Here is a 21,719-nt window from a genome sequence, read left to right as displayed (position 1 = left end):
ATCCATCGTCCAGCAGCCCTTTAACACGCCCCTAGCGCGGAAATTAAGCATCACACTTCAGTAACGCAATTAACATTTTCTGCGCTAAGAACAAAGGGTAAAGATAAAGGGGGGATGATATGGACGCAAAATGGATATTGTGTCCTCTTTGTGGAGGTAAAACCCGTGATAAAATAAGAGAGGACACAGTTTTGGTTAATTATCCTCTCTACTGCCCGAAATGCAAACATGAATGTTTAATCAAAGCAGAACATTTACACATTACTGTCATCAAAGAGCCAGCCGCAAAGACGCAGAGCCGATGAACCTGTGAGTGATCTCACAGACATCGGCTCTTTTTTATTCTTTAGACTGACTTTAGGGGTGTGCCTGTAAATATTGCTGAATTCTGGACAATTTTTCCGGCGTGTCCGCATCCCATAGCTCCTGGGGCCCCGCCGCCTCGGTATACCACACTGGGGCATCTCCCACGGCAGCCATACCCCCATGTTCTCCCGTGAGCTTCTTCAGAGCAGGGAAGAGGCGGGCAGGGAATAGGGTGGGACTGGAGGGCTGGCCCTGATATGCCAAGCGGTGCACCGCCTTGGGCTGTGCCTGAAAGTCAGATACCAAGCGGCGGATGCTATCCGAGCTGCATAGGGGCTGATCTCCCAAAACAAACAGGCATCCATCTGCGTCCTGGATAGCCTCCAACCCCAGGCGGATGGACTGGCTCTGGGGGCCACCCTGGTAAGCCACCGTCTTCACCCCATGACGACGGCACAGAGTCTCCACCTCAGGGTCGCTGACCACCGCCACCACTTGAGAAAAGCAGGGGAGGGGAATGGCCTCCAGGGTGTGCTCCAGCAGCAGTCTGTCCACCAGAGGCGCCAGCAGCTTGTTTGCGCCGAACCGGGTGCTCTTCCCAGCGGCCAGGACGATACATGCAATGCGCATTTTCCCTCACCTCTCAACACATTTCACATGGCAAAATCAGTTTGCCCGATTTTCCCATCTTGATGCATCCTTAGCGCAGCGTACGCCGCAGGCCCTTGGGAAAGTGGTTTTTCAGCACGCCGTTGCTGCCCTTGACCCAACCCAGAGACAGCCCGTCCACTTTGAGAAGGGTCCATCCCGTCTGGGTACCGGGGATGGTGTTCCCGGATAAGTAGGCGGCAATTTCCGGAGCGTCTACCGAATAGTCCACCTGAGAGGCCGATTCTTTCAGCCACAGGGCCAGGGCGTGGGCGGGCTCGAAGCGATTTTTCAGCAGTTGGCCCAGCTCCAGGCCAGCCCGCAGCACCTTGAGCCCCTTCAAGGCGGGCATATCTTCCGGGACCATCCACAGATTCTTTCCAAAAGAGATGAGCTTACCCTGGGGCAGCGTGACCCCAGCGGCGTCACAGAACTCCCTCAATTCCTTGGGTGTGGCAATGGCGGGCTCCAAAGGCTGGTCCTGACCCGCTGCATCTCCCTGACGCTCCAACACCGCTGCAAAGTGGCCTTCGCCGTGGAGCTTATGGGGCCAGAGGCGGAAGGTATGCTCTAAGCCGCAGGGCGGGGCGTCCACCCAGTCCGCGCGGCCCGGTGCAAACCAAGGGGCGTCCACGGAGACCAGGGAAAAGTCAGGGTGGGTCTGGAGAAAGGCGGCAATGACCCCCTCGTTCTCTTCAGGGGCAAAGGTACAGGTGGAATACACCATGCGGCCGCCGGGCCGGAGCATTTGGGCGGCGGAGTGGAGAATCTCGCCCTGGCGGTGGGCACACATCTGCACCGTCTCCACACTCCAGTCGGTGGAAGCCGCCTCTTCCTTGCGGAACATACCCTCGCCGGAACAGGGAGCATCCACCAGGATACGGTCAAAATATTCCACAAACCGCTCCGACAGCTTGCGGGGATGCTCGTTGAGCACCAGGGCATTGGCCACTGCCATGCGCTCCAGATTGCGGCTGAGAATCACCGCCCGCTTGGGTTCGATCTCGTTGGACACCAACAGCCCCTGTCCGTCCAACAGGGCAGCTAGCTGGGAGGACTTCCCGCCAGGGGCAGCGCACAGGTCCAGCACCCGCATGCCTGGCTGCACATCCAGCAGCCCTGCCGGGGCCATGGCACTGGCCTCCTGGAGATAATACAGCCCCGCCTCATGGTAGGGAGACAGGCCGGGCCGGGTATCGGGGTCATAGTAATAGCCGCTGTCTGCCCAAGGCACCGGGGAGAGGCCAAACTGGGGCAGAGGGGGCGGGGTGTGGGTTTTCAGTTTGTTCAGGCGCAGCGCCACCCACCGGGGATGTTCGGCCGCCGCCAGAAACTCCGCCAGCTCTTCCGGGCCCAGCTGGGCCTCCAGCCGTTTGAGAAATCCTTCTGGAAACATGAGTTGTCCTCCGTCTTATATGGTGAGATTAGGGCAGTTGGTTGGTATCTAAGAAGTAGCGCAGCACGTCCTCTACTCGGTGGCAGGTGGTGGGGAACTGCTCCAGAAGCCCCTGCTCTGCGGCAGCCATGAGGTAAGGATGGCCCACCACAGAGAGCATGGCCGCATCGTTCCAGTTGTCGCCGAAGGCCAGCACATCCTTTGGGTCAATGTCCATGGAGCGGCACAGGCCCAGCACCCCCACGCCTTTGTCTGCCAGGGTGAAGTCCAGCCAGTCCTCTCCGGCCACAGCCATGTGGAAGACGGTGGACCAGGCAGGGCCCAGGGCCTCTGCGGCGGGCTTGGTGCCCAGAGGACAGTAGGCGGAAACCTTCAAAATCTCCTCCGGAATCTCTTCCACGTCCTCCACAATTTTCAGCTGGAAGCCCTTGAAATCCCGCATGTGTACCACGTAGTCCTGGGTGCACTGGCACAGGTAGGCATATTTGGGGCCGGTGATGAGCAGCTGGCTGTCAGGCAAGTTTAAAATCTCCCGTGCCAGAGCCAGAGCGGAGGAGCGCTCCATGGGCGTAGAACCCAAGATGGGGGCGGTGTCCTCGGTGCCTGGCCCGTAAATCACGCCGCCGTTTTCGCACACATAGGACAGTTCATCGGCAATGTGGGGAAAGAGGGAGCGGATGGAGTGGTACTGCCGACCGGAGGTAGGGCAGAAGGGAATGCCCCGCTCTTTGAGCTGCTCAATGAGAGAAAAGATTTCTCCGGACAGCTTGGTCTCCCCGTAGGGCAGCAGGGTGCCGTCGATATCGCTGACAACCAGTTTGATCATTGCTTGTCTCTCCTTTATATCAAAACCTATGAAATCTCGGTGATTATACCATAGCTCTTTTCGTTTCACAAGAGAAACCCCTCCACGGTGCAAACCCGTGGAGGGGAAAAGATTTATCCAACCGCCTGACGCTTTTCGTGGATGAGCCGAGCCCAGTACACAATGGGGGTGTCCAGCAGAGAAGTGAAAATGAAAATGACATAGCTGGAGAGGACAATGGACACCAGGGTAGGCAGGTCGTATCTGCCGTAGAAGGCAAACAGGGTGTATAAAATAGCGTTGAGCAGCTGGGAGATCAGGGTAGAGCCGTTGTTTCGCAACCACAAAAAGGCCCGCCGATCTCCGCTGCGGCGCTGGGTGAACTCCCACCACTTGTGGTACAGCCACACATCAAACACCTGGACAATGGCGTACACGGCCAGAGAGGCCAGCATAAGCCGGGGGGTATTGGAGAAAATGGCCTGCATATACGGAGTAGCCCAGTCGTTCACCGAGGGCACATACATCAGCCAGGACTGGGAGACCAGCACAAAGAGAACATTGGCGGCAATGCCAATCCATACCGCCTGTTGGGCCTGCTTTTTTCCTGCAATCTCGCTGAGAATATCCGTGACCAAAAAGGTCGTGGCAAAGAGGATATTGCCCAGGGTCATCTCCATGCCAAAGGCTTGGACCAAAATCAGCACCTCGATGTTGGCGGCAATGGTGGCAAAGACGGTAAAGGACATGAGGCCACTGGTGCCAAACAGGAAAAACCACAGCAGCACAGAGCCGTATAGAACCAAAAGGGTGACAATCAATAGCAGTTCATTTCTCATAATTTCTCTCCTACACCAAAGTCTGTATTCTCCAACAGAATGTCCACCCGGGGGTTGTCCTTGTACAGAGGGTAGACCTCCCGCACAAAGGCTGCCCGAACCTCCAAATCAGGAAGAATTGGGGTGGTGTTTGGAACCATCACGTTGATACAAACCCGGTGAAAGTGAGCAAGGCCTGTCTCCACGTCCCGCTTCATGCCCTCCACACTCTGGCCCGACAGGCCAAAGAGGAGACAGCACTCATCAAAGGGGGCAGCAATGGCGGCAGGGTCCGTCTCGTCAATGCCCTTGTCCAAGATGCGCTCCCGGTAGTCGGCATCGAAGGTCTCAACTCCAATTTTCACGTGGAGGGTCACCCCCAGCTTTGCAAAGTGCTCCCGCAGAGCCGGAATGGTCTTGCGAAACAGCCAGTGGCTCTCCACATGCAGGTCCCGGATGCCCCGCTCCTGGCACACCCGGTCCACCTCCGCCAGGGTAGAGGGGTGGAGCTCGGCAAAGGACCCGGAGTTGATGACTTCCAGGCGGCCATAGCGCCCCGTGACATGGGACAGCGCCTCCCGGTTGAGAATCAGGTTGGCCTCCTCGTCCTGGGAGGCATCCAGATGGTAATCGCAAAACCGACACCGCTTCCAGGCGCACCCCCGGCCCCGCAGCAAAACAATTTCCCGCGGGTTTTTATCTTCGATGACAGAATAGCGACTGAGTTCCACCTTGAATCCCTCCATGGACAAAAAATAAGGTGCACCCTCCGGTTTCGGAGCGTACACCATCCTCGTTGTTTGCGCACAAAAGCGCACCACAGCCCAAGGCTGTGGCTTTCCCGTAGTTTTGTTTAGAGACAGGATGGTTCCGAACTGTCTGTTATGGAATTGCGGATTTTATTATAACGGATTTTCCCCGCCTGTCAAGAGAAAAACGGCTCACCCCGGACGGGGCAAGCCGTTTTTGGTACAAGTGAGCCTGTAAGCCGGGTTCTGTCCTTTAAGACAGCCATCTATCTAGGCACAGCGTTGCCGCTGCACTCCAGCCACCTCCTCAACGCAGCCGGGCCGGCTTTGTGTGCGTTTCCACGGTGTTGCTCCGGATAGAGTTTACAGCGATGAGCAGTTCCCAGTCATCGGGCGGGCGCTTATCTCCGCCTTTCCACCCTTACCTTGCAAAAGCAAGGCGGTATATCTCTGTTGCACTTTTCCTGAAGTCGCCTTCGGCGGGCGTTACCCGTTATCCTTGCCCTACGGAGCCCGGACTTTCCTCATGGACGGCCTTTCGACCTGCCCACGCGGCTGTCCAGCTTACTTGCTCTATGATTGTACTTCAACTTTGCATGATTGTCAAATGGGAGTTTATGCGTTATAATAATCTGATGTCATTTTACTCCTATGAGGAAAGGGAGGCAACGGTCCATGCAATCAATTCTATGGGATTATTTGAATTCACTCAAGGGTAAAAAAATTGCCGTCATCGGCATGGGGGTGTCCAACGCCCCGCTGGTAAAGAAAATGTTACAGGCCGGACTGACGGTCCGTGTGTGTGATAAACGAGAGAGAGATGATTTTGACGGTCTGTCTGAGCTGGAGTCCAAGGGCTTGAAGGTGAGCCTGGGCCCCAACTATCTGGACGGCCTGGAGGGGGCAGATGTGATTTTCCGCACCCCTGGTGTGCGGCCTGACCTGCCCCAGATCGCCAACGCCGTGGCGGCAGGCGCACAGTTGACCTCCGAGATGGAGACATTTTTGGACCTGTGTCCATGCAGTGTCATTGCAGTCACCGGCTCGGACGGAAAGACCACCACTACCACCATCATTGCCGGACTGCTGAAAGCAGCAGGCTATCGCACCTTTGTGGGCGGCAACATCGGCCATCCGCTGCTGTGCGAGGTGGACGAGATCCGTCCCGACGACATGGTGGTGTTGGAGCTGTCCTCCTTCCAGCTGATGACCATGCGTCAGAGTCCCAACGTGGCTGTCATCACCAACCTGTCTCCCAACCACCTGGACGTCCACAAGGACATGGAGGAGTACATTGCTGCCAAGCGCAACATCTTCGCCTATCAGGATACCGGGGACAAGCTGGTGCTCAATGCAGACAATGAGATCACCGCTGGATTTGCCTCTCAGGCCCGGGGCGAAGTTACCCTGTTCAGCCGCAAAAAGAGCCTGGAGCGGGGCGTCTGTGTCCGGGACGGGATGATCTGTTACCACACCCGCCCCATCCTGGCAGCCGACGACATTCTCATTCCCGGAGTCCACAACCTGGAAAATTACATGGCCGCCATTGCGGCTGTGGACGGTCTGGTGTCCGATGAGACCATTCGGGAGTACGCCAAGTCCTTTGGCGGTGTGGCCCACCGCATTGAGCTGGTACGCCAGCTGGACGGTGTACGCTATTACAACGACTCCATCGCCTCCAGCCCTACCCGTACCATTGCCGGCTTGCGCTCGTTCTCGGAGAAGGTAATTCTCATTGCCGGCGGCTACGACAAGCACATTCCCTATGATGTGCTGGGCCCGGAGATCGTCAAATCCGTGAAGTGTCTCATTCTCACTGGTGCCACCTCGGACAAAATCCAGCAGGCCACCCAGCAGGCTCCAGACTACACCCCTGGCAATCCCGAAATCCGGCGCTGCGAGAATCTGGAACAGGCCGTCCATACCGCCCACGACGTGGCACAGCCTGGAGACGTGGTGATTTTGTCTCCTGCCAGCGCTTCCTTTGACTGCTTCCGCAACTTTGAGGAGCGGGGCAACAAGTTCAAGCAGTACGTCAATGCCCTGGAGGGAGTGACCGCCCATTGAATACCCTGGAATGTCTCAAAACCCTGTGCCAGACCGGAGGCCCCTCCGGTTATGAGGCACCCGTGGCAGACCTGGCCGCCCAGCTTCTCACCCCCTGGATGGATGAGGTGTGGACGGACCGGCTGGGCAACGTCATCGGCCTGCGCCGCTGTGGCAACCCCAACGCCAAAAAGCTGCTGCTGGACGCCCATCTGGACCAGATCGGCCTAATGGTCACTGGAGCAGAAGACGGGTACCTGCGCTTTGCCTCCATCGGCGGGGTAGACCCCCGGATGCTCCCCGACCGGGAGGTAACCATCCTTACCCAGCCGCCCAGACTGGGCGTGATTGCATGTCTGCCTCCCCATGTACTGTCGGCGGAGGACCGGGAGAAGGCCCCAGCCCTAGGGGAATACTATGTGGACACCGGCCTCTCTCAGGAGACGGTGGAGCGGGAGATTCCCGTGGGCACCCCAATGGTGTTCCGGGAGAGCTTTTTAGAGCTGGCCGGTGGAAAGATTTGCTCCGGCGCTTTGGACGACCGGGCCTGTTTCGCCGCTCTGCTGCGTACCGTGGAATTGCTCAACCTAGAGCAACTGGACGTGGATTTGTACATCATGGGCAGCACCCGGGAAGAAACCGGGGGTACTGGTGCCATGGTAGGCACCTGTACCATCGACCCGGACTTCTGCGTGGCGGTGGATGTCACCCATGGCGCCACTCCGGACAGCGCCAAAGGTCGGGCCTATGACCTGGGCGGCGGCCCCGCCGTGGGCATTGGCCCCAATATGACCCGCTGGATGACCCGTCGCATGCTGGACAAAGCCCAAGAGCTGGGCATTCCAGTCCAAAAGGAAGTCATGGGCGGAGACACCGGAACCAACGCCTGGGGCATGCAGATTTGCAATGAGGGCATTGCCACAGCGGTGCTCTCTCTGCCCCTGCGCTATATGCATACCCCCGTGGAGGTGGTGGACCTGGCTGACCTGGAGCAGACCGCTCAGCTGTTGGCCGCCTTCACCCGAAAGCTGGGAGAGGAGGGAGCACAGGTATGATGGATTTGTTGAAACAGCTGTGTGCCCTCCCCGGTGTGTCCTCCTTTGAGGACGCCGTACGAGATTACATCAAAGAACAGGTCGCCCCCTATGTGGACACCATGAATGTGGACGCTATGGGCAATCTGATTTGCTTCAAAAAGGGCGAAAAGGCCACTGAAACTAAGCTGATGCTCTGTGCTCACATGGACGAGGTGGGGCTTATGGTCCGCTCCATCACCGAGGACGGGTATCTGAAATTCGTCTGTGTGGGGGGGATGGACCGCCGGGTGCTGCTGGGCAAGCAGGTGCTGGTGGGGGACCGCCAGGTCCCCGGCGTCATTGGCCTGAAAGCCATCCATATGACCACTGCCGAGGAGCGCAAGAAGGTCCCCAAACTGGAGGACTACTACATCGACATCGGAGCTTCCAGCCGGGAAGAGGCGGAGACACTGGTGGAGGTGGGAGACCCCTGCATCTTCCGCAGCGACTGTGTGGAGTTTGGAGACGGATGCCTCAAGGCCAAGGCTTTAGACGACCGTATTGGCTGCGCAGTTCTCCTGGAGCTGCTGCGTCGGGACCTTCCCATGGATTGCACCTTCGTCTTCACCGTCCAGGAGGAGGTGGGGACCCGGGGTGCCTTTGGAGCGGCCTTCTCTGTGACTCCAGACATCGCCCTGGTGCTGGAAGGCACCACCGCAGTGGACGCCCCCAGCCAGGACCCGGAGGCTCAAATCTGCCACTTGGGGCAAGGCCCGGTGCTGTCCTGGATGGACAAGGGCACCATCTATGACCGGGACCTGTTTGAGCGCCTGCGTGCCGTGGCCCAGGAGCATCACATTCCCTGGCAGCTGAAACACTACGTGGCGGGCAGCACCGATGCCAAAGCCATTCAACGCACCAAGTCCGGTGTGCGAGTAGCCGGTATCTCTGCCCCCGTGCGATATCTTCACGCCCCTGCCAGTGTAGTGAACATGAACGATGTGGAGCAGGTGCTGGAACTGGCCTGGCTGTTTTTACAGTCTGTTGCCGGGGATTGCTGACAGGAGGAACCCAACATGGAATGGATCAATACACTCAATACCCTGTGCCACGCCTTTGGCCCATCTGGGGCCGAGGGGGGAGTGGCACAGATCATAGAAGAGATGGCCCGCCCCTATGTGGATGAGATCACCCGGGACACCATGGGCAATCTCATTTGCCGCAAAAAGGGAAGTGGCCCCCGGCTCATGTTTTCCGCCCACATGGACAGCATTGGCCTGGTGGTGACCCACATCGACGACAAGGGCTTTTTGCGAGTGGGAGCCATCGGCGGCGTTCACGCCGACGCTGTGGTCAACACCCCGGTGCGCTTTCAAAACGGCACCTGCGGCGTCATCGCCGCCCAGGTGGGTTCCACGCCGGGAAAGCGCACCATGGCTGACCTGTACCTGGACATTGGAGCCACCTCCCGAGAGGAGGCGGAACAACAGGTGCAGCTTGGCGATGTGGCGGTGTACAACACCCCGGTTTTTCCAGCGGGTGCTCTGGTAGCCGGACCCTATATGGACAACCGCAGCTCCTGCCTGGTGCTGTTACAGGCCATGGAGCGGCTGCATGACTGCCCCAACGACGTGTACTTTGTCTTCTCCACCCAGGAGGAGGTAGGCTTACGAGGGGCCAAAACCGCCGCATGGTCCATTGACCCGGACTACGGCATCGCCGTGGACGTCACCAGTGAGGACGGCATTCCCGGTGCCAAGCACACCGCCAGCAGTTTGGCGGGGCAAGGGGCGGCGGTGAAGGTGATGGACCGCTCGGTAATCTGCCACCCCAAGATGGTAAACCTTCTGATGGAGCTGGCCCAGAAGCAGGGCATTCCCACCCAGCGAGATGTTATCCAGGCGGGTGGAACCGACGCCGGAGCCATCCATCAGACCCGCAGCGGCGTGTGCACCGGGGGCATTTCCATCCCCTGTCGCTACACCCACACCCCCTGTGAGATGGTGTATGCCACCGATGTGGAGGCCTGCGTGGAGCTGGTGGCCGCACTGGCCCAAACTAAGTTAGAGAAAGAGTGTTAAGGAATATGTCTTTACAGTTTTCTGAGGAGTTGCTCACTCTGGCCCGCCGGGCAGAGGAGACGCTGAAAGAGCAGTTTGCCCGCATTGACGCAGTGGCTGAGGCCAACACCCTGCGGGTGCTGGACGCCTTCCGCCAGTATCGGGTAGCGGAGAGCTATTTTGCCGGGACCACTGGCTACGGCTATGACGACTTGGGCCGGGATAAGCTGGACGAGATCTACGCCCATCTGTTTGGCACTGAGGACGCCCTGGTGCGCATCGGGTTTGTCAACGGCACCCACGCCATTTCTGCGGCCCTGTTTGGCTGCCTGCGTCCCGGAGACGTGCTGGTCTCCGCCGTAGGCGCTCCCTACGACACCCTGCTGGGTGTCATCGGTGTCACCGACAAGGGCACTGGGTCCCTGAAGGACTTTGGCGTGGAATACCGCCAGGTGGACCTCACCCCGGAGAATACGCCCGACCTGGAGGGACTGGCCCAGGCCGTGTCTGACCCCAAGGTGAAAGCGGTGCTCATTCAGCGCTCCAAGGGCTACTCCACTCGGGCCTCTCTGTCTGTGGACGAGATTGGCCACATGTGCGAGATCATTCGCCAGCACAACCCCAATGTTGCCATTTTGGTGGACAACTGCTACGGGGAATTTGTGGAGGAGAAGGAGCCCACCCACGTGGGCGCTGACCTGGTGGTAGGCTCCCTCATCAAGAACCCCGGCGGCGGTCTGGCCCCCACCGGAGCTTATCTGGCCGGACGTCACGACCTCATCGAAGGGGCTGCTATGCGTCTGACCTGCCCCGGCATCGGTAAGGAGTGCGGCTCCACCTTGGGCAACAACCGTCTGCTGTATCAGGGCCTGTTCATGGCCCCCCACACTGTGGCGCAGGCGTTGAAAACCGCTGTGTTCGGAGCCGCCCTCATGGAGCAGATGGGGTATGAGACCGAGCCCCACTCTCTGGCACCCCGCCACGACATCATTCAGATGATTCACCTGGGCAACGGGGAAGGTGTCAAAGCCTTCTGCCGGGGAATTCAGTCCGGCGCCCCTGTGGACTCCTATGTCACCCCAGAGCCCTGGGATATGCCTGGATACGACTGTCAGGTCATCATGGCAGCTGGTGCCTTCATTCAGGGTGCCTCCATTGAGCTGTCGGCAGACGCCCCCATGCGGGAGCCCTATACGGTATATCTCCAGGGCGGCCTGACCTACGAGTCGGGTAAGGCCGGTCTGATGCTGGCCGCTCAAGAGCTGCTGGGTCACTGAATGGGTCAGGCCCCCGGGGGCATACAATGTCCCCGGGGGTGATTGTCGTGTCGGTACCGCTGCGCCGCCGTTGGAGGCGGTGGAAACAGCAGCCTCTGTGTTTCATTCTGCTGCCCATCCTCATTGCCATGCTTCTCATCGCTGTGGTCTTCTTCCAATTTTCCCGGAGTATGCGCCCAGTAGTGGAGACGGTGGCGGTAAGCCAGGCCACCAATCTCATCTCGGTGCTGGTGGCGGATGTGGTGGACCAGTGCATGGAGGAGCAGAACTTAGGCTACAATGACCTGATGGACCTGCAACCTTCCGACGGCGACGGTCTGACCACCGTCACTGGGCGCACAGCCACCATTAACCAGCTGCGTAATCAGATTACCCAAGCTCTGGTGGAGCAGCTGGAGGACCTGGACTCCGGGCAGCTTGGAGTCCCCCTGGGCAACCTTACCGGATGGATGATTTTCTCCGGACTGGGCCCCAAGCTTCGGGTCTCCATCGACTCGGTGGGGGACGTCATGACCCAAGTCCACAACCAATTTGACAGTGCCGGGATCAATCAGACCCATCACCAGGTGCTCATGGATATCTCCGTCACAGTCCACCTATTTATCCCTGGGGAGATCACCTCTGTCACCGTGGATACCACGGTGTGTCTGGCTGAGACGGTTCTCATTGGCACCGTACCAAACACCTATATACAAAATGGATAACTCATCACAAAGGAGATCAACGGATATGGATTCCTTGCAGCAAATTGAGCAGCTCCGCCGGGAGCTCAACCACCACAACTATCTGTACTATGTCTTGGACCAGCCCACCATCTCCGATTTTGAATACGACCGCATGCTGCGTCAGCTGGAGGAGTTGGAGCAGGCCCACCCGGAGTGGATTACCCCCGATTCCCCCACCCAGCGGGTGGGGGGGAAGCCCCTGGACAGCTTCTCCCAGGTGGTGCACCGGGTCCCCCTCCAGTCCCTACAGGATGTCTTTTCCCCTGAGGAGCTGATGGAGTTTCATCAAAGGGTCTCTCAAGGCGGAGAAATCGAGTATCTGCTGGAGCCCAAGGTGGACGGCCTGTCCGTAGCTCTGGAGTATGAGAACGGCGTCTTTGTCCGGGGCGCCACCCGGGGAGACGGCATGGTGGGGGAGGATGTCACCGAAAATCTGCGCACCATTCGCTCCATCCCCATGGTGCTGGAGGGTGCACCGGAAACCCTCATCGTCCGGGGCGAGGTCTATATGCCCCGGAAAACCTTTGAGCGCCTCAACCAGGAACGGGAACTGCGGGGCGAGCCTCTCTTTGCCAACCCCCGCAACGCCGCCGCCGGATCCATGCGTCAGCTGGACCCGAAAGTGGCCGCATCCCGGGGATTGGATATTCTAATTTTCAACATTCAATATGTAAACGGAATCTCCTTTACATCTGATAGCGACAGTTTGGACTATCTGCGCGGCCTGCGCTTCAAAGTCATTGACTATGTGAAGTCCACGGACATGGCAGAGATTCAGAAGGAGATTCAGAAGCTGGGCGATCAGCGGGAGAAATACCCCTTTGACATTGACGGGGCTGTTGTAAAGGTAAATAGCTTGTCTGAACGTGAGGCTCTTGGGGAGACGGCAAAATTCCCCCGCTGGGCTGCCGCCTTCAAGTACCCGCCGGAACAGAAGGAGAGCGTGGTGCGGGACATTGTGGTGCAGGTAGGCCGCACTGGAGTGCTCACCCCCAAGGCTGTGGTGGACCCGGTGCGTCTGGCTGGCACCACGGTGACCAACGCCACCCTTCACAACCAGGATTTCATTACCGAAAAGGATATCCGCATTGGGGACACCGTGGTGGTACAGAAGGCAGGGGAAATCATCCCGGAGATCGTGTCTGTGGTCACCGCCAAACGCCCGGAGGGCACCGTACCTTATGAGCTGCCCCACCAGTGCCCCGTGTGCGGTGCTCCGGTGGTGCGGGACGAGGACGGGGCCCACGTACGGTGCACCGGGGCCGAGTGTCCTGCCCAGTTGCTGCGCAACCTGACCCACTTCGCCAGTCGAGATGCCATGGACATTGAGGGCTTAGGGCCTGCAGTGGTGGAAGGACTGGTCCAGGCCGGACTGGTGCACACCCCCGCAGACCTGTACCAGCTTCAGCAGGACCAGGTGGCCGCTCTGGACCGGATGGGCCAGAAGTCAGCAGAGAACCTGCTGGCCGCCATTGAGCGCTCCAAGTCCAACGATCTCTCCAAGCTACTCTTCGCCTTTGGCATTCGCCAGGTGGGACAGAAGGCCGCCAAGGTGTTGGCCGCCAAGTTCGGCTCTCTGGAGGCGCTGGCCCAGGCAGGGGTGGAGGAGCTCACCGCCATTGATGACATTGGTCCCATCACCGCTGAATATCTCACGGCGTGGTTTTCCTCCCCCCAGAGCCAGCACCTGATGCACAGTCTGGCCCAGGCAGGGGTGAACACTTTGAGCACTGCCGCCCCCGTGGGAGACCGTCTGGCAGGCCTCACCTTTGTGCTCACTGGCGAGCTGTCCCACTGCTCCCGCAAGGAGGCTGGGGGAATGCTGGAGACCCTGGGAGCCAAGGTATCCGGTTCTGTGTCCAAAAAGACCAGCTGTGTCATTGCTGGAGAGGCGGCAGGCTCCAAGCTGCGCAAGGCCAATGAACTGGGCATTCCCGTCCTGGATGAGGCCCAATTTCTCCAGCTCGTCAGCGATGACCCCCAGCAGTACCAGCCCATTCTCACCGACCTCACCACCCAGAAATAGAATCGAGGTAATCCTTTCATGAAACTCAACGTTGCCCAGCGCATGGAAGAATTCCAGCCTGGTATTTTCAATGTCTTGGATGAACGCCGCCAGCAGCGGCTGGCCCAAGGGCTTCCGGTGTACAATCTGTCCATTGGTACCCCGGACTTTCTCCCAGACCCCCACGTGGTACAAGCCCTGGCCCAGGCGGCCAGCCAGCCCACCAACTACCGCTATTCTCTCACCGAACTGCCGGAGCTGGTGGAGGCAGTCCAGCGCTGGTATCTGCGCCGCTACGGCGTGGAATTGGAGACGGATGAGCTGATGAGCATCTACGGCTCTCAGGAAGGGCTGACCCACATCGGCTGGGCTCTGTGTGACCCAGGAGATGTGGTGCTGGTACCTGACCCCGGCTATCCCATCTTTGAAATGGGCCCCGCCCTATGTGGGGCAGAAATCGTCCATTACCCGCTGAAGGAAGAAAACGGCTACCTTCCTGATTTGGACGGGATAGAACCGGAGCTGGCAGACCGAGCCAAGATGATGGTGGTGTCCTATCCCGCCAACCCTGTGTGCGTCACCGCTCCCGACGAGTTCTACCACAAGCTCATCGCCTTCGCCAAGGCCCACAATATCATCATTCTTCACGACAACGCCTATTCCGACATCATCTTTGACGGACGGGTGGGGAAGTCCTTCCTGGCCTACCAGGGAGCCAAGGAGGTGGGGGTGGAGTATAACTCCCTGTCCAAGACCTACAACCTCACCGGTGCTCGCATCTCCTTTGTGCTGGGCAACCGTCAAATCATCCAGACCTTCCGTCGGCTGCGCTCCCAGATCGACTACGGCATCTTCCTGCCGGTACAGTACGCCGCTATCGCTGCCCTCAACGGCCCCCAAGACAGCGTAGCACGCAACCAGGCGGAATATCAGGCCCGGCGGGACGCCCTTTGTGGTGGCCTGCGCTCCATTGGCTGGGATGTGCCAGACAGCCAGGGCAGCATGTTTGTATGGGCACCCCTGCCCAAGGGATATCACAACTCCGTGGACTTCTGCTTCGAGCTGCTGGAGCGCTCCGGGCTGCTGTGCACCCCTGGCGCCGCCTTTGGCCAGCTGGGTGAGGGGCATGTGCGCTTTGCCCTGGTGCAGCCCGTGCCCGTGATGCAGGAGATCGTATCTGCTGTGGCGAAAAGTGGGATGCTGAACCATGAAGCGTAACGTATCCCTTCTCCTCGCCGGGGTGTTGGCAGCCCTTTCCTTGTCAAGCTGCTCTCTTCTCACAGAGATTGCTCCAACTCCCACCCCCACCGCCCAGGTGGTCAGCTATGATTTGGAGACCGTCCCTCCTTACACAGACCAGCCCTATGTGCTCTTACAAGAAAACGTCCCTGACTTTGATTCCTCCGACTTCACCACCCAGGCCTTTGAGACCTACGCCCCCTTAGATGAGCTGGACCGCTGCGGGGTGGCTTACGCCAACATCTGCACGGAGTTGATGCCCACCGAGGAACGTGGTTCCATTGGCCAAGTAAAGCCCTCCGGCTGGCACACCGTCACCTATGACAATGTGGATGGGAAATACCTCTACAACCGCTGTCACCTCATTGGTTTTCAATTGGCAGGGGAGAACGCCAACGAGCAAAACCTCATCACAGGCACTCGATACATGAATGTGGAGGGGATGCTGCCCTTTGAAAACCAGGTGGCGGACTATGTAGAGGAGACTGACCACCACGTACTCTACCGAGTCACTCCCATCTTCCAAGGGGACAACCTGGTGGCCTCCGGGGTACAGATGGAAGCCTGGTCCGTAGAGGACCAGGGAGAGGGCGTATGCTTTAACGTGTATGTCTACAACGTCCAGCCTGGCATTACCATTGACTACGCCACGGGGGAGAGCTGGACCTCAGAAGTAACCGCCACCCACTATGTCCTCAATACCAGCTCAAAAAAGTTCCACCTGCCAGAATGCTCTGGGGTGCGGGATATGAATGGCTCCAACCGCCAGGACTATCAGGGCAGCCGAGCGGCACTGGTGGAACAGGGATACTCCCCCTGTGGCCTATGTCACCCATAATCTGATCCACCATGGAGATACATATGACATTGACGCAATTTCTGCATACTTATCGGCTGTCCCTGAATGCACAGCAGCAGCGAGCCGTCCAAACTCTGGATGGCCCGGTGCTGCTGTTGGCCGTTCCAGGCAGCGGCAAGACCACCGTCTTGGTCAGCCGCATTGGATACATGGTCCTGGGGCGTGGCATACCTCCGGAGTCCATCCTCACCATGACGTACACCGTGTCGGCAGCTCAGGACATGCGGCAACGCTTTGCCACCCTCTTTGGGCCAGAGGTAGCCCAGCGGCTGGAGTTTCGCACCATCAACGGGGTATGCAGCCGCATCATTTCCTGCTATGAGCGCATCACCGGACGGAAAGCTTACACCCTGATGGAACAGGCTTCCCAACAGAGTTCCCTCATTGGGACCCTCTACCATCGTCTGACTGGAGAATATGCTACAGAGAGTACCATCAAGGCGGTACAAACCGCCATCACCTATGTAAAAAACCAGATGATCACCTCTGAGCAGGAGCTGGCACAGGTGGAAGTGGAAGGTGTGACCGATTTTCCCGCCCTGTACCACGCCTATGGTCAGGCCCTGCAACAACAGCAAAAGATGGATTATGATGATCAACTGGTCTATGCCCGTCAAATCCTCCTGCGCTGCCCCCCTGTGCTCCAGCGCTTCCAGACTCACTACCGCTATTTTTGTGTGGATGAGGCCCAGGACACCTCTAAAATCCAACACGCCATCATCTCCCTCCTGGCCCAAAGCAGTGGAAATCTGTTCATGGTGGGAGATGAGGACCAGAGCATCTATGGCTTTCGAGCAGCTTATCCCCAGGCCCTGCTCCACTTTCAGGAGCTCTATCCCAAGGCGCAGGTGCTGTACATGGAGACCAATTATCGCTCTACCAAAGAGATTGTCAGTGCCGCTCAGACGTTTATTGAGAAGAACAAAAACCGCCACCCTAAGACCATGGTCTCCACAGGGCGCACCGGGCCCAGCATTCGTCAAGTGATGGTGCAGAACCGAACCAGCCAGTATGCCTATCTGGCCACTGTGGCGAAGAGAGCCACCCATCCCATCGCCATTCTCTATCGGGACAACGACAGTGTCATCCCCCTCATCGATCTCTTCCAGCGCCAGCAGATTCCCTATCGGTGCCGTCAAGTGGACTGTGGCTTCTTCACCCATCGGGTGGTGCGGGATATCTGTAACATCATTCGCTTTGCCGCCCAGCCATGCAATGGGGAGCTCTTTCTGGATCTATACTACAAGCTTGGGGCCGGAATCACCCGGTTGGCCGCAGTAGAGGCGGTCAATCGATGTGAAGGGGAGGGGGTAACCATCCTGGAGTATCTGTCCAAGTGCACCATGCTCTCCCCATGGTCTAGAAAGCAGTGTGCAGCTCTACAATCCCATGTTTCCTACCTGCTGCAACAACCAGCCCACCGGGCCATTCATCGCATTGTCCACTACATGGGGTACGGGAGGTATGTGGAAGATCGCGGTGGTGATCTACGCAAAGCAGAGATTCTGGAGGCGTTAGGCTTTCAAGAAGCCACACCTATGAATTTGCTAGACCGGTTAAGCGACCTGTATCAGCTGATGCAGGAGGGCCCTAATACCGAGCAGGAGAGTGTCGTCACCCTGTCCACCATCCACTCCAGTAAGGGCTTGGAGTACCCTCACGTCATCCTTATGGATGTGGTAGACGGGATTCTCCCCAAAGTATTTAATGTCTCCGCAGAGGACCCCGACTTTGATACCTACCAGGAGGAGCGCAGGCTCTTCTATGTGGCTATGACCCGAGCACAGGACTCTCTATGGGTGCTCTCTTACAAGGCGCAGGAGTTACCCTCTGCGTTTGCTCAGGAGCTGTTCCCTCCCATTACGCCAAAGGAGCAAGCGGCTAAAGTCCATGCGGCCATGTTCCATCCGGGCGTAAAGGTTCGGCATAAAAAATACGGGGAAGGGAAGATCATTGATCTATCCCAGGACATTGTGACCATCTTCTTTTCGCAAGCAGGGGAGAAGAAGTTCTCCCTATCCACCACAGTGAAAAATGGCCTATTGACCAAAGTATAAGAGCACAGTTCGAGATGATCTCGAACTGTGCTCTTATAACTTACACGAATAAAAAAACCCTGTCCTACAGTGGGCTGTAGGACAGGGAATCTTTCTATGAGATTTCTCTCATGAAAAGCATTCTTTTTGGGGGTTTTGGTAAAAATTACTTTACCAGCTTCTTGAACTCGTCGGCCACGAACTGGACCTTGGGCCCGATGATGACCTGAACAGAGGTCTTGCTGGGGCGGATCACGCCGGAAGAGACAGCCTTGATGGCCTTCTCGTTGACCAGGTTGGAGTCCTTCACCTCCAGACGGAGTCTGGTGATGCAGTTGTCCACGGTGGTCACGTTGGAAGCGCCACCCAGGCCCTCCAGAACGGCCTTGGCAATGGCAGTGTAGTCATTGTTAGCCAGAGCGCCGTCGGAAACCTCATCGGGATCGTCATCCTCGCGGCCGGGAGTCTTCAGGTTGAACTTCGTGATGGCGAAGCGGAACACAACGTAGAAGATGATGGCAGCGGCAACGCCCAGAGGAATGATCATCCAGGTGTTCTTAGCAGCGGGCAGAGTGGAGGAGAAGACCAGGTCAGTCAGACCAGCGGAGAAGGAGAAGCCGGCACGGAAGCCCACGATGGTGGTGACAGCCACGAAGATGCCGTACAGAGCGGCATACACAACGTACAGGCCGGGAGCCAGGAACATGAAAGCGAACTCGAAGGGCTCAGTCACGCCGCACACGAAGGAGGCGATAGCGGCGGACAGCAGAATGCCCATGGCAACCTTGCGCTTCTCGGGCTTAGCGCTACGATACATAGCGAAAGCAGCAGCGGGAACACCGAACATCATGCAGGGGAAGAAGCCGGACATGTACATACCGACGGACCAGGTGATCTTAGTGCCATTGGCCATGGTGTCACCCTGAACCAGGGAGCCCCAGTAAGCAGACAGGTCGCCCAGGCCGATGGTGTCAAACCAGAACACGTTGTTCAGAGCGTGGTGCAGACCGGTGGGGATCAGCAGACGGTTGAAGAAGGCGTACAGACCGGCGCCAACAGCATCCATGCTAGCGATGCCCTTACCCAGAGCAACCAGAGCGCCGAACACCACGGGCCACACGAACAGCAGGATGGCAGAAACCACAACGGAGATCACGCCAGCCACGATGGCCACGCAGCGCTTGCCGCTGAAGAAGGACAGGAAGTCAGGCAGCTTGGTGTTCTTGAACTTGTTGTAGCTCAGACCACCGATCAGACCGGACAGGATGCCGATGAAGGGGTTGGCGACCTTGGAGAAAGCCACATAGTTGGTGCTGGTGGTATCGATGACACCCTCAGCATTCAGAGGCAGCATGTGGGGAGCAATGGTGGCCACCACATTGGTGTTCAGCAGGCTGGTGATCATCAGCCAAGAGGCCAGAGCAGCCAGACCAGCGGTGCCATCCTTGTCATCAGCCATACCGACGCCGACACCGATGGCAAACAGAATAGCCATGTTGTCGATCAGAGCGCCACCGGCCTTGATCAGGAAGAAACCAATAATCTCGAGAGCGCCCTCAATAGCGCCGCCCTGCATAGCATTGGGGCTGAGAGCGTAACCGATACCCATCAGGATACCGCAGATCGGCAAAGTTGCCACGGGCAGCATCAATGCTTTGCCGAGACGTTGTAAAAATCGCATCATAATAAATGATACCCTCCCTCAATAGATGTATGGGTCAGCATCCGCTGACCCTTATTTTAGGTGGCCGTTGCCCACATCGGCCACCTATTTTACACCCAAAAAGAATGCAGGAGTATGCGAATTAAGATGCAGGAGAAATCCTCTTACAGGTTCTCCTTCAGGAAGGCCTCCATGCCGGCAGCAGCGGCGGCCTCGTCACCACCCTCGCAGGTGATGGTCAGGGTGTGGCCCTGCTTGGCGCCCAGCTTCATCAGGCCCATGATGCGCTTGGCATCGGCGGTCTGACCGTTGGCGGAAACCTTGATGTCACAGTCGGCGAAGGTAGCGGCAGTCTTAGCCAGCTGGCCGGCGGGACGGGCGTGGATGCCCAGGGGATCTTGAATCACATAGGTAAAGGTAGTCATTGGGGTTTTCCCTCACTTTCACAAACTTTCTTTCTCAGTTCCAACACCCGGGTGGGGGAGACGGACAGTTCGTCGTAGCCCATATCCAGGAATGTCTCGGTCAAAGACGGATCGGCACCCAGCTCGCCGCAGATGCCGCACCAGATGCCAGCCTTGTGGGCGTTCTCGGCAATCATCCGCAGCAGACGCATGATGGCGGGGTGGTGGGTATCGCCAAACTCCTCCAGAGAGGGGTTCTGACGGTCCACAGCCAGGGTGTACTGGGTCAGGTCATTGGTGCCGATGCTGAAGAAGTCAACCACCTTGGCCAGCTCGTCGCTGATGACGGCGGCGGCGGGGGTCTCGATCATAATGCCGTGCTCCACTTCGCCCACAGGGATGCCCTGTTCCTCCAGCTCCTTGCGGAAGGCGTCGCACATCTCACGCACACGCTTGACTTCCCAGACAGAGGCGATCATGGGGAACATGACGCTGACGGGGCCGTGAGCGCTGGCGCGGTAGATGGCGCGCATCTGAGTGCGGAACACCTCGGGACGGCGGATGCAGATACGGATGCCGCGCAAACCCAGAGCGGGGTTCTCCTCGGCGTCCAGGTTGAAGTAGTCAGCCTGCTTATCCGCACCGATATCCAGAGTACGGATGACGCAGGGACGGCCCTGCAGGCCCTCAACCACCTTGCGGTAGGCCTGGTACAGATCATCCTCGGTGGGATAGTCCTCGCGGCCCAGGTAGAGGAACTCACTGCGCAGCAGGCCCACGCCCTCGGCGTCGCCCTTGATGACGTGCTCCACGTCGGAGGGGTTACCGATGTTGGCGTACAGCTTGATCTTCTGACCATTACGGGTCACGGAGGGCTTACCACGGTAGGCCTCCAGCTCCTGCTGGTGGCGAATCACGGCCTCGCGCTTCTCGGTCATGGTCTTGAGCGTCTCATCGTCGGGCTGGATGTAATAGTTGCCCTCGATGCAGTCCACCACCATCATCTGACCGCTCAGGGAGTCATCCATGGCGATGTCAGCCTTCACCAGGGAGGGGATACCCATGATGCGGGCCAAAATGGCGGTGTGGCTGTTGGCGGAACCGTGCTGAGTGACAAAAGCCAGGATCTTGTCCTTAGGCAGCTGAACGGTCTCAGAGGGAGTCAGGTCCTCGGCAATCAGAATGCCGGGCCGATCCATCTCAAAACCGGAGCTGCCGCCACACAGGATGTTGACCACACGGGTGGACACGTCGCGCACGTCCGTAGCACGGGCCTGCATGTAGGAGTCGTCCATGGAAGCAAAGTCCATGGCAAACTCTTCACCAGTCTGCTTGACAGCCTGTGCGGCGCCCAGGCCGTTCTGGATCTTGGCCTGGATGCTCTCCAGATAGTCCAGATCGTCCAGCATCATCATCTGGACATCCAGAATCATGGCCTGCTCCTCGCCCAGCTCCTTAGTGGCCTGATCCACCAGGTGCTGCAGCTGAGAAAGAGCAACCTCCTTGGCTTTGTCAAACTTCTGCTGCTCCACGGCGGGGTCGCCGCAGGAGACGGGCAGGGTGGCCTGCCCCTTGCGATAGAGATAAACTGGGCCAATGGCCACGCCGGAGCAAACCGGCAATCCCGAACCTCGTATCATAATGTGCCTCCTAAATTTATCTGATTT

At 58.2% G+C, this 21,719-nt stretch carries 19 protein-coding genes and 1 other RNA gene; 11 read left to right on the top strand and 9 right to left on the bottom strand.

Features of this window, described 5'->3' with window-relative positions:
* Positions 1-119 precede the first annotated feature (119 nt).
* Entirely contained in the window at positions 120-305 is a 186-nt protein-coding gene (locus tag B5F98_RS01630) for a cysteine-rich KTR domain-containing protein (RefSeq protein ID WP_087230146.1), read from the top strand.
* 52 nt (positions 306-357) lie between these two features.
* Here the strand turns inward: B5F98_RS01630 and B5F98_RS01625 are convergent, their stop codons facing one another.
* From B5F98_RS01625 to rnpB, 6 genes are all read right to left on the bottom strand, one after another.
* Positions 358-936: a nucleotidyltransferase family protein gene (locus tag B5F98_RS01625; RefSeq protein WP_087369335.1), complete on the bottom strand. Its 579-nt coding sequence runs from the start codon at positions 934-936 to the stop codon at positions 358-360.
* Positions 937-1,006: 70 nt separating this feature from the next.
* Entirely contained in the window at positions 1,007-2,350 is a 1,344-nt protein-coding gene (locus B5F98_RS01620) for an RsmF rRNA methyltransferase first C-terminal domain-containing protein (RefSeq protein WP_087369334.1), read from the bottom strand.
* A 28-nt stretch (positions 2,351-2,378) separates the two neighbouring features.
* The gene (locus B5F98_RS01615; RefSeq protein WP_087369333.1) at positions 2,379-3,176 is read right to left on the bottom strand and encodes an HAD family hydrolase; all 798 of its coding nucleotides are present in this window, start codon (positions 3,174-3,176) and stop codon (positions 2,379-2,381) included.
* Between the two features lie 113 nt (positions 3,177-3,289).
* Positions 3,290-3,994: a queuosine precursor transporter gene (locus tag B5F98_RS01610; RefSeq protein WP_087369332.1), complete on the bottom strand. Its 705-nt coding sequence runs from the start codon at positions 3,992-3,994 to the stop codon at positions 3,290-3,292.
* Entirely contained in the window at positions 3,991-4,704 is a 714-nt protein-coding gene (locus B5F98_RS01605; RefSeq protein ID WP_343219382.1) for a radical SAM protein, read from the bottom strand. The genes B5F98_RS01610 and B5F98_RS01605 overlap by 4 nt, the downstream gene beginning before the upstream one ends.
* Before the next feature lie 237 nt (positions 4,705-4,941).
* Positions 4,942-5,293: RNase P RNA component class A (gene rnpB / locus B5F98_RS01600), an RNA gene on the bottom strand.
* A gap of 104 nt (positions 5,294-5,397) precedes the next feature.
* On the opposite strand from rnpB, the gene murD reads away from it, so the two are divergent.
* The 10 genes from murD to B5F98_RS01550 are packed head-to-tail and all read left to right on the top strand — an operon-like array spanning position 5,398 to position 18,006.
* Positions 5,398-6,789 carry a UDP-N-acetylmuramoyl-L-alanine--D-glutamate ligase gene (gene murD / locus B5F98_RS01595; protein ID WP_087369331.1) on the top strand — a complete coding sequence of 464 codons (1,392 nt, stop codon included), beginning with the start codon at positions 5,398-5,400 and terminating at the stop codon, positions 6,787-6,789.
* A complete protein-coding gene (locus tag B5F98_RS01590) occupies positions 6,786-7,823 on the top strand; it encodes a M20/M25/M40 family metallo-hydrolase (protein ID WP_242954871.1) in 1,038 nt (345 codons plus the stop codon). Before murD ends, B5F98_RS01590 begins: the two co-directional genes overlap by 4 nt.
* A complete protein-coding gene (locus B5F98_RS01585) occupies positions 7,820-8,845 on the top strand; it encodes a M42 family metallopeptidase (protein ID WP_087369330.1) in 1,026 nt (341 codons plus the stop codon). The genes B5F98_RS01590 and B5F98_RS01585 overlap by 4 nt, the downstream gene beginning before the upstream one ends.
* A gap of 15 nt (positions 8,846-8,860) precedes the next feature.
* A complete protein-coding gene (locus B5F98_RS01580) occupies positions 8,861-9,865 on the top strand; it encodes a M42 family metallopeptidase (protein WP_087369329.1) in 1,005 nt (334 codons plus the stop codon).
* A gap of 5 nt (positions 9,866-9,870) precedes the next feature.
* Positions 9,871-11,121 (top strand): methionine gamma-lyase family protein, encoded by a 1,251-nt coding sequence (locus B5F98_RS01575; RefSeq protein ID WP_087369328.1) that lies wholly within the window; start codon positions 9,871-9,873, stop codon positions 11,119-11,121.
* Positions 11,122-11,168: 47 nt separating this feature from the next.
* A complete protein-coding gene (yunB, locus tag B5F98_RS01570; protein WP_158099743.1) occupies positions 11,169-11,825 on the top strand; it encodes a sporulation protein YunB in 657 nt (218 codons plus the stop codon).
* 25 nt (positions 11,826-11,850) lie between these two features.
* On the top strand, positions 11,851-13,872 hold the full coding sequence (gene ligA / locus B5F98_RS01565) for an NAD-dependent DNA ligase LigA (protein WP_087369326.1): 2,022 nt from the start codon (positions 11,851-11,853) through the stop codon (positions 13,870-13,872).
* A gap of 18 nt (positions 13,873-13,890) precedes the next feature.
* Positions 13,891-15,069, top strand: coding sequence for an aminotransferase class I/II-fold pyridoxal phosphate-dependent enzyme (locus B5F98_RS01560; protein ID WP_087369325.1), 1,179 nt, complete (start codon positions 13,891-13,893; stop codon positions 15,067-15,069).
* A complete protein-coding gene (locus B5F98_RS01555; RefSeq protein ID WP_087369324.1) occupies positions 15,059-15,928 on the top strand; it encodes a DNA/RNA non-specific endonuclease in 870 nt (289 codons plus the stop codon). The genes B5F98_RS01560 and B5F98_RS01555 overlap by 11 nt, the downstream gene beginning before the upstream one ends.
* 23 nt (positions 15,929-15,951) lie before the next feature.
* Entirely contained in the window at positions 15,952-18,006 is a 2,055-nt protein-coding gene (locus tag B5F98_RS01550; RefSeq protein ID WP_087369323.1) for an ATP-dependent helicase, read from the top strand.
* 145 nt (positions 18,007-18,151) lie between these two features.
* Here B5F98_RS01550 and B5F98_RS01545 read toward each other — a convergent pair whose 3' ends face one another.
* The 3 genes from B5F98_RS01545 to ptsP all read right to left on the bottom strand — a co-directional run bounded on the left by B5F98_RS01545 (position 18,152) and on the right by ptsP (position 21,692).
* Entirely contained in the window at positions 18,152-19,669 is a 1,518-nt protein-coding gene (locus B5F98_RS01545) for a PTS transporter subunit EIIC (protein ID WP_087369322.1), read from the bottom strand.
* A 143-nt stretch (positions 19,670-19,812) separates the two neighbouring features.
* Entirely contained in the window at positions 19,813-20,073 is a 261-nt protein-coding gene (locus tag B5F98_RS01540) for an HPr family phosphocarrier protein (RefSeq protein WP_087230097.1), read from the bottom strand.
* On the bottom strand, positions 20,070-21,692 hold the full coding sequence (ptsP, locus tag B5F98_RS01535; RefSeq protein ID WP_087230095.1) for a phosphoenolpyruvate--protein phosphotransferase: 1,623 nt from the start codon (positions 21,690-21,692) through the stop codon (positions 20,070-20,072). The genes B5F98_RS01540 and ptsP overlap by 4 nt, the downstream gene beginning before the upstream one ends.
* Between the last annotated feature and the right edge of the window lie 27 nt (positions 21,693-21,719).

Origin of the sequence: Pseudoflavonifractor sp. An44 (assembly GCF_002161675.1) — a bacterium.
Taxonomy (GTDB): domain Bacteria; phylum Bacillota; class Clostridia; order Oscillospirales; family Oscillospiraceae; genus Enterenecus; species Enterenecus faecium.
Note: the sequence above shows the minus strand (reverse complement) of the source record. Positions and strands in the feature narration are given on the sequence as shown.

What these genes read in the sequence shown, in the direction of transcription:
- B5F98_RS01540 (WP_087230097.1), bottom strand. Translation starts at nt 20,073, where the DNA reads ATGACTACCTTTACCTATGTGATTCAAGATCCCCTGGGCATCCACGCC.
- B5F98_RS01610 (WP_087369332.1), bottom strand. Translation starts at nt 3,994, where the DNA reads ATGAGAAATGAACTGCTATTGATTGTCACCCTTTTGGTTCTATACGGC.
- B5F98_RS01550 (WP_087369323.1), top strand. Translation starts at nt 15,952, where the DNA reads ATGACATTGACGCAATTTCTGCATACTTATCGGCTGTCCCTGAATGCA.
- B5F98_RS01620 (WP_087369334.1), bottom strand. Translation starts at nt 2,350, where the DNA reads ATGTTTCCAGAAGGATTTCTCAAACGGCTGGAGGCCCAGCTGGGCCCG.
- B5F98_RS01545 (WP_087369322.1), bottom strand. Translation starts at nt 19,669, where the DNA reads ATGATGCGATTTTTACAACGTCTCGGCAAAGCATTGATGCTGCCCGTG.
- B5F98_RS01630 (WP_087230146.1), top strand. Translation starts at nt 120, where the DNA reads ATGGACGCAAAATGGATATTGTGTCCTCTTTGTGGAGGTAAAACCCGT.
- ligA (WP_087369326.1), top strand. Translation starts at nt 11,851, where the DNA reads ATGGATTCCTTGCAGCAAATTGAGCAGCTCCGCCGGGAGCTCAACCAC.
- ptsP (WP_087230095.1), bottom strand. Translation starts at nt 21,692, where the DNA reads ATGATACGAGGTTCGGGATTGCCGGTTTGCTCCGGCGTGGCCATTGGC.
- B5F98_RS01555 (WP_087369324.1), top strand. Translation starts at nt 15,059, where the DNA reads ATGAAGCGTAACGTATCCCTTCTCCTCGCCGGGGTGTTGGCAGCCCTT.
- B5F98_RS01560 (WP_087369325.1), top strand. Translation starts at nt 13,891, where the DNA reads ATGAAACTCAACGTTGCCCAGCGCATGGAAGAATTCCAGCCTGGTATT.
- B5F98_RS01575 (WP_087369328.1), top strand. Translation starts at nt 9,871, where the DNA reads ATGTCTTTACAGTTTTCTGAGGAGTTGCTCACTCTGGCCCGCCGGGCA.
- B5F98_RS01615 (WP_087369333.1), bottom strand. Translation starts at nt 3,176, where the DNA reads ATGATCAAACTGGTTGTCAGCGATATCGACGGCACCCTGCTGCCCTAC.
- B5F98_RS01580 (WP_087369329.1), top strand. Translation starts at nt 8,861, where the DNA reads ATGGAATGGATCAATACACTCAATACCCTGTGCCACGCCTTTGGCCCA.
- murD (WP_087369331.1), top strand. Translation starts at nt 5,398, where the DNA reads ATGCAATCAATTCTATGGGATTATTTGAATTCACTCAAGGGTAAAAAA.
- B5F98_RS01585 (WP_087369330.1), top strand. Translation starts at nt 7,820, where the DNA reads ATGATGGATTTGTTGAAACAGCTGTGTGCCCTCCCCGGTGTGTCCTCC.
- B5F98_RS01625 (WP_087369335.1), bottom strand. Translation starts at nt 936, where the DNA reads ATGCGCATTGCATGTATCGTCCTGGCCGCTGGGAAGAGCACCCGGTTC.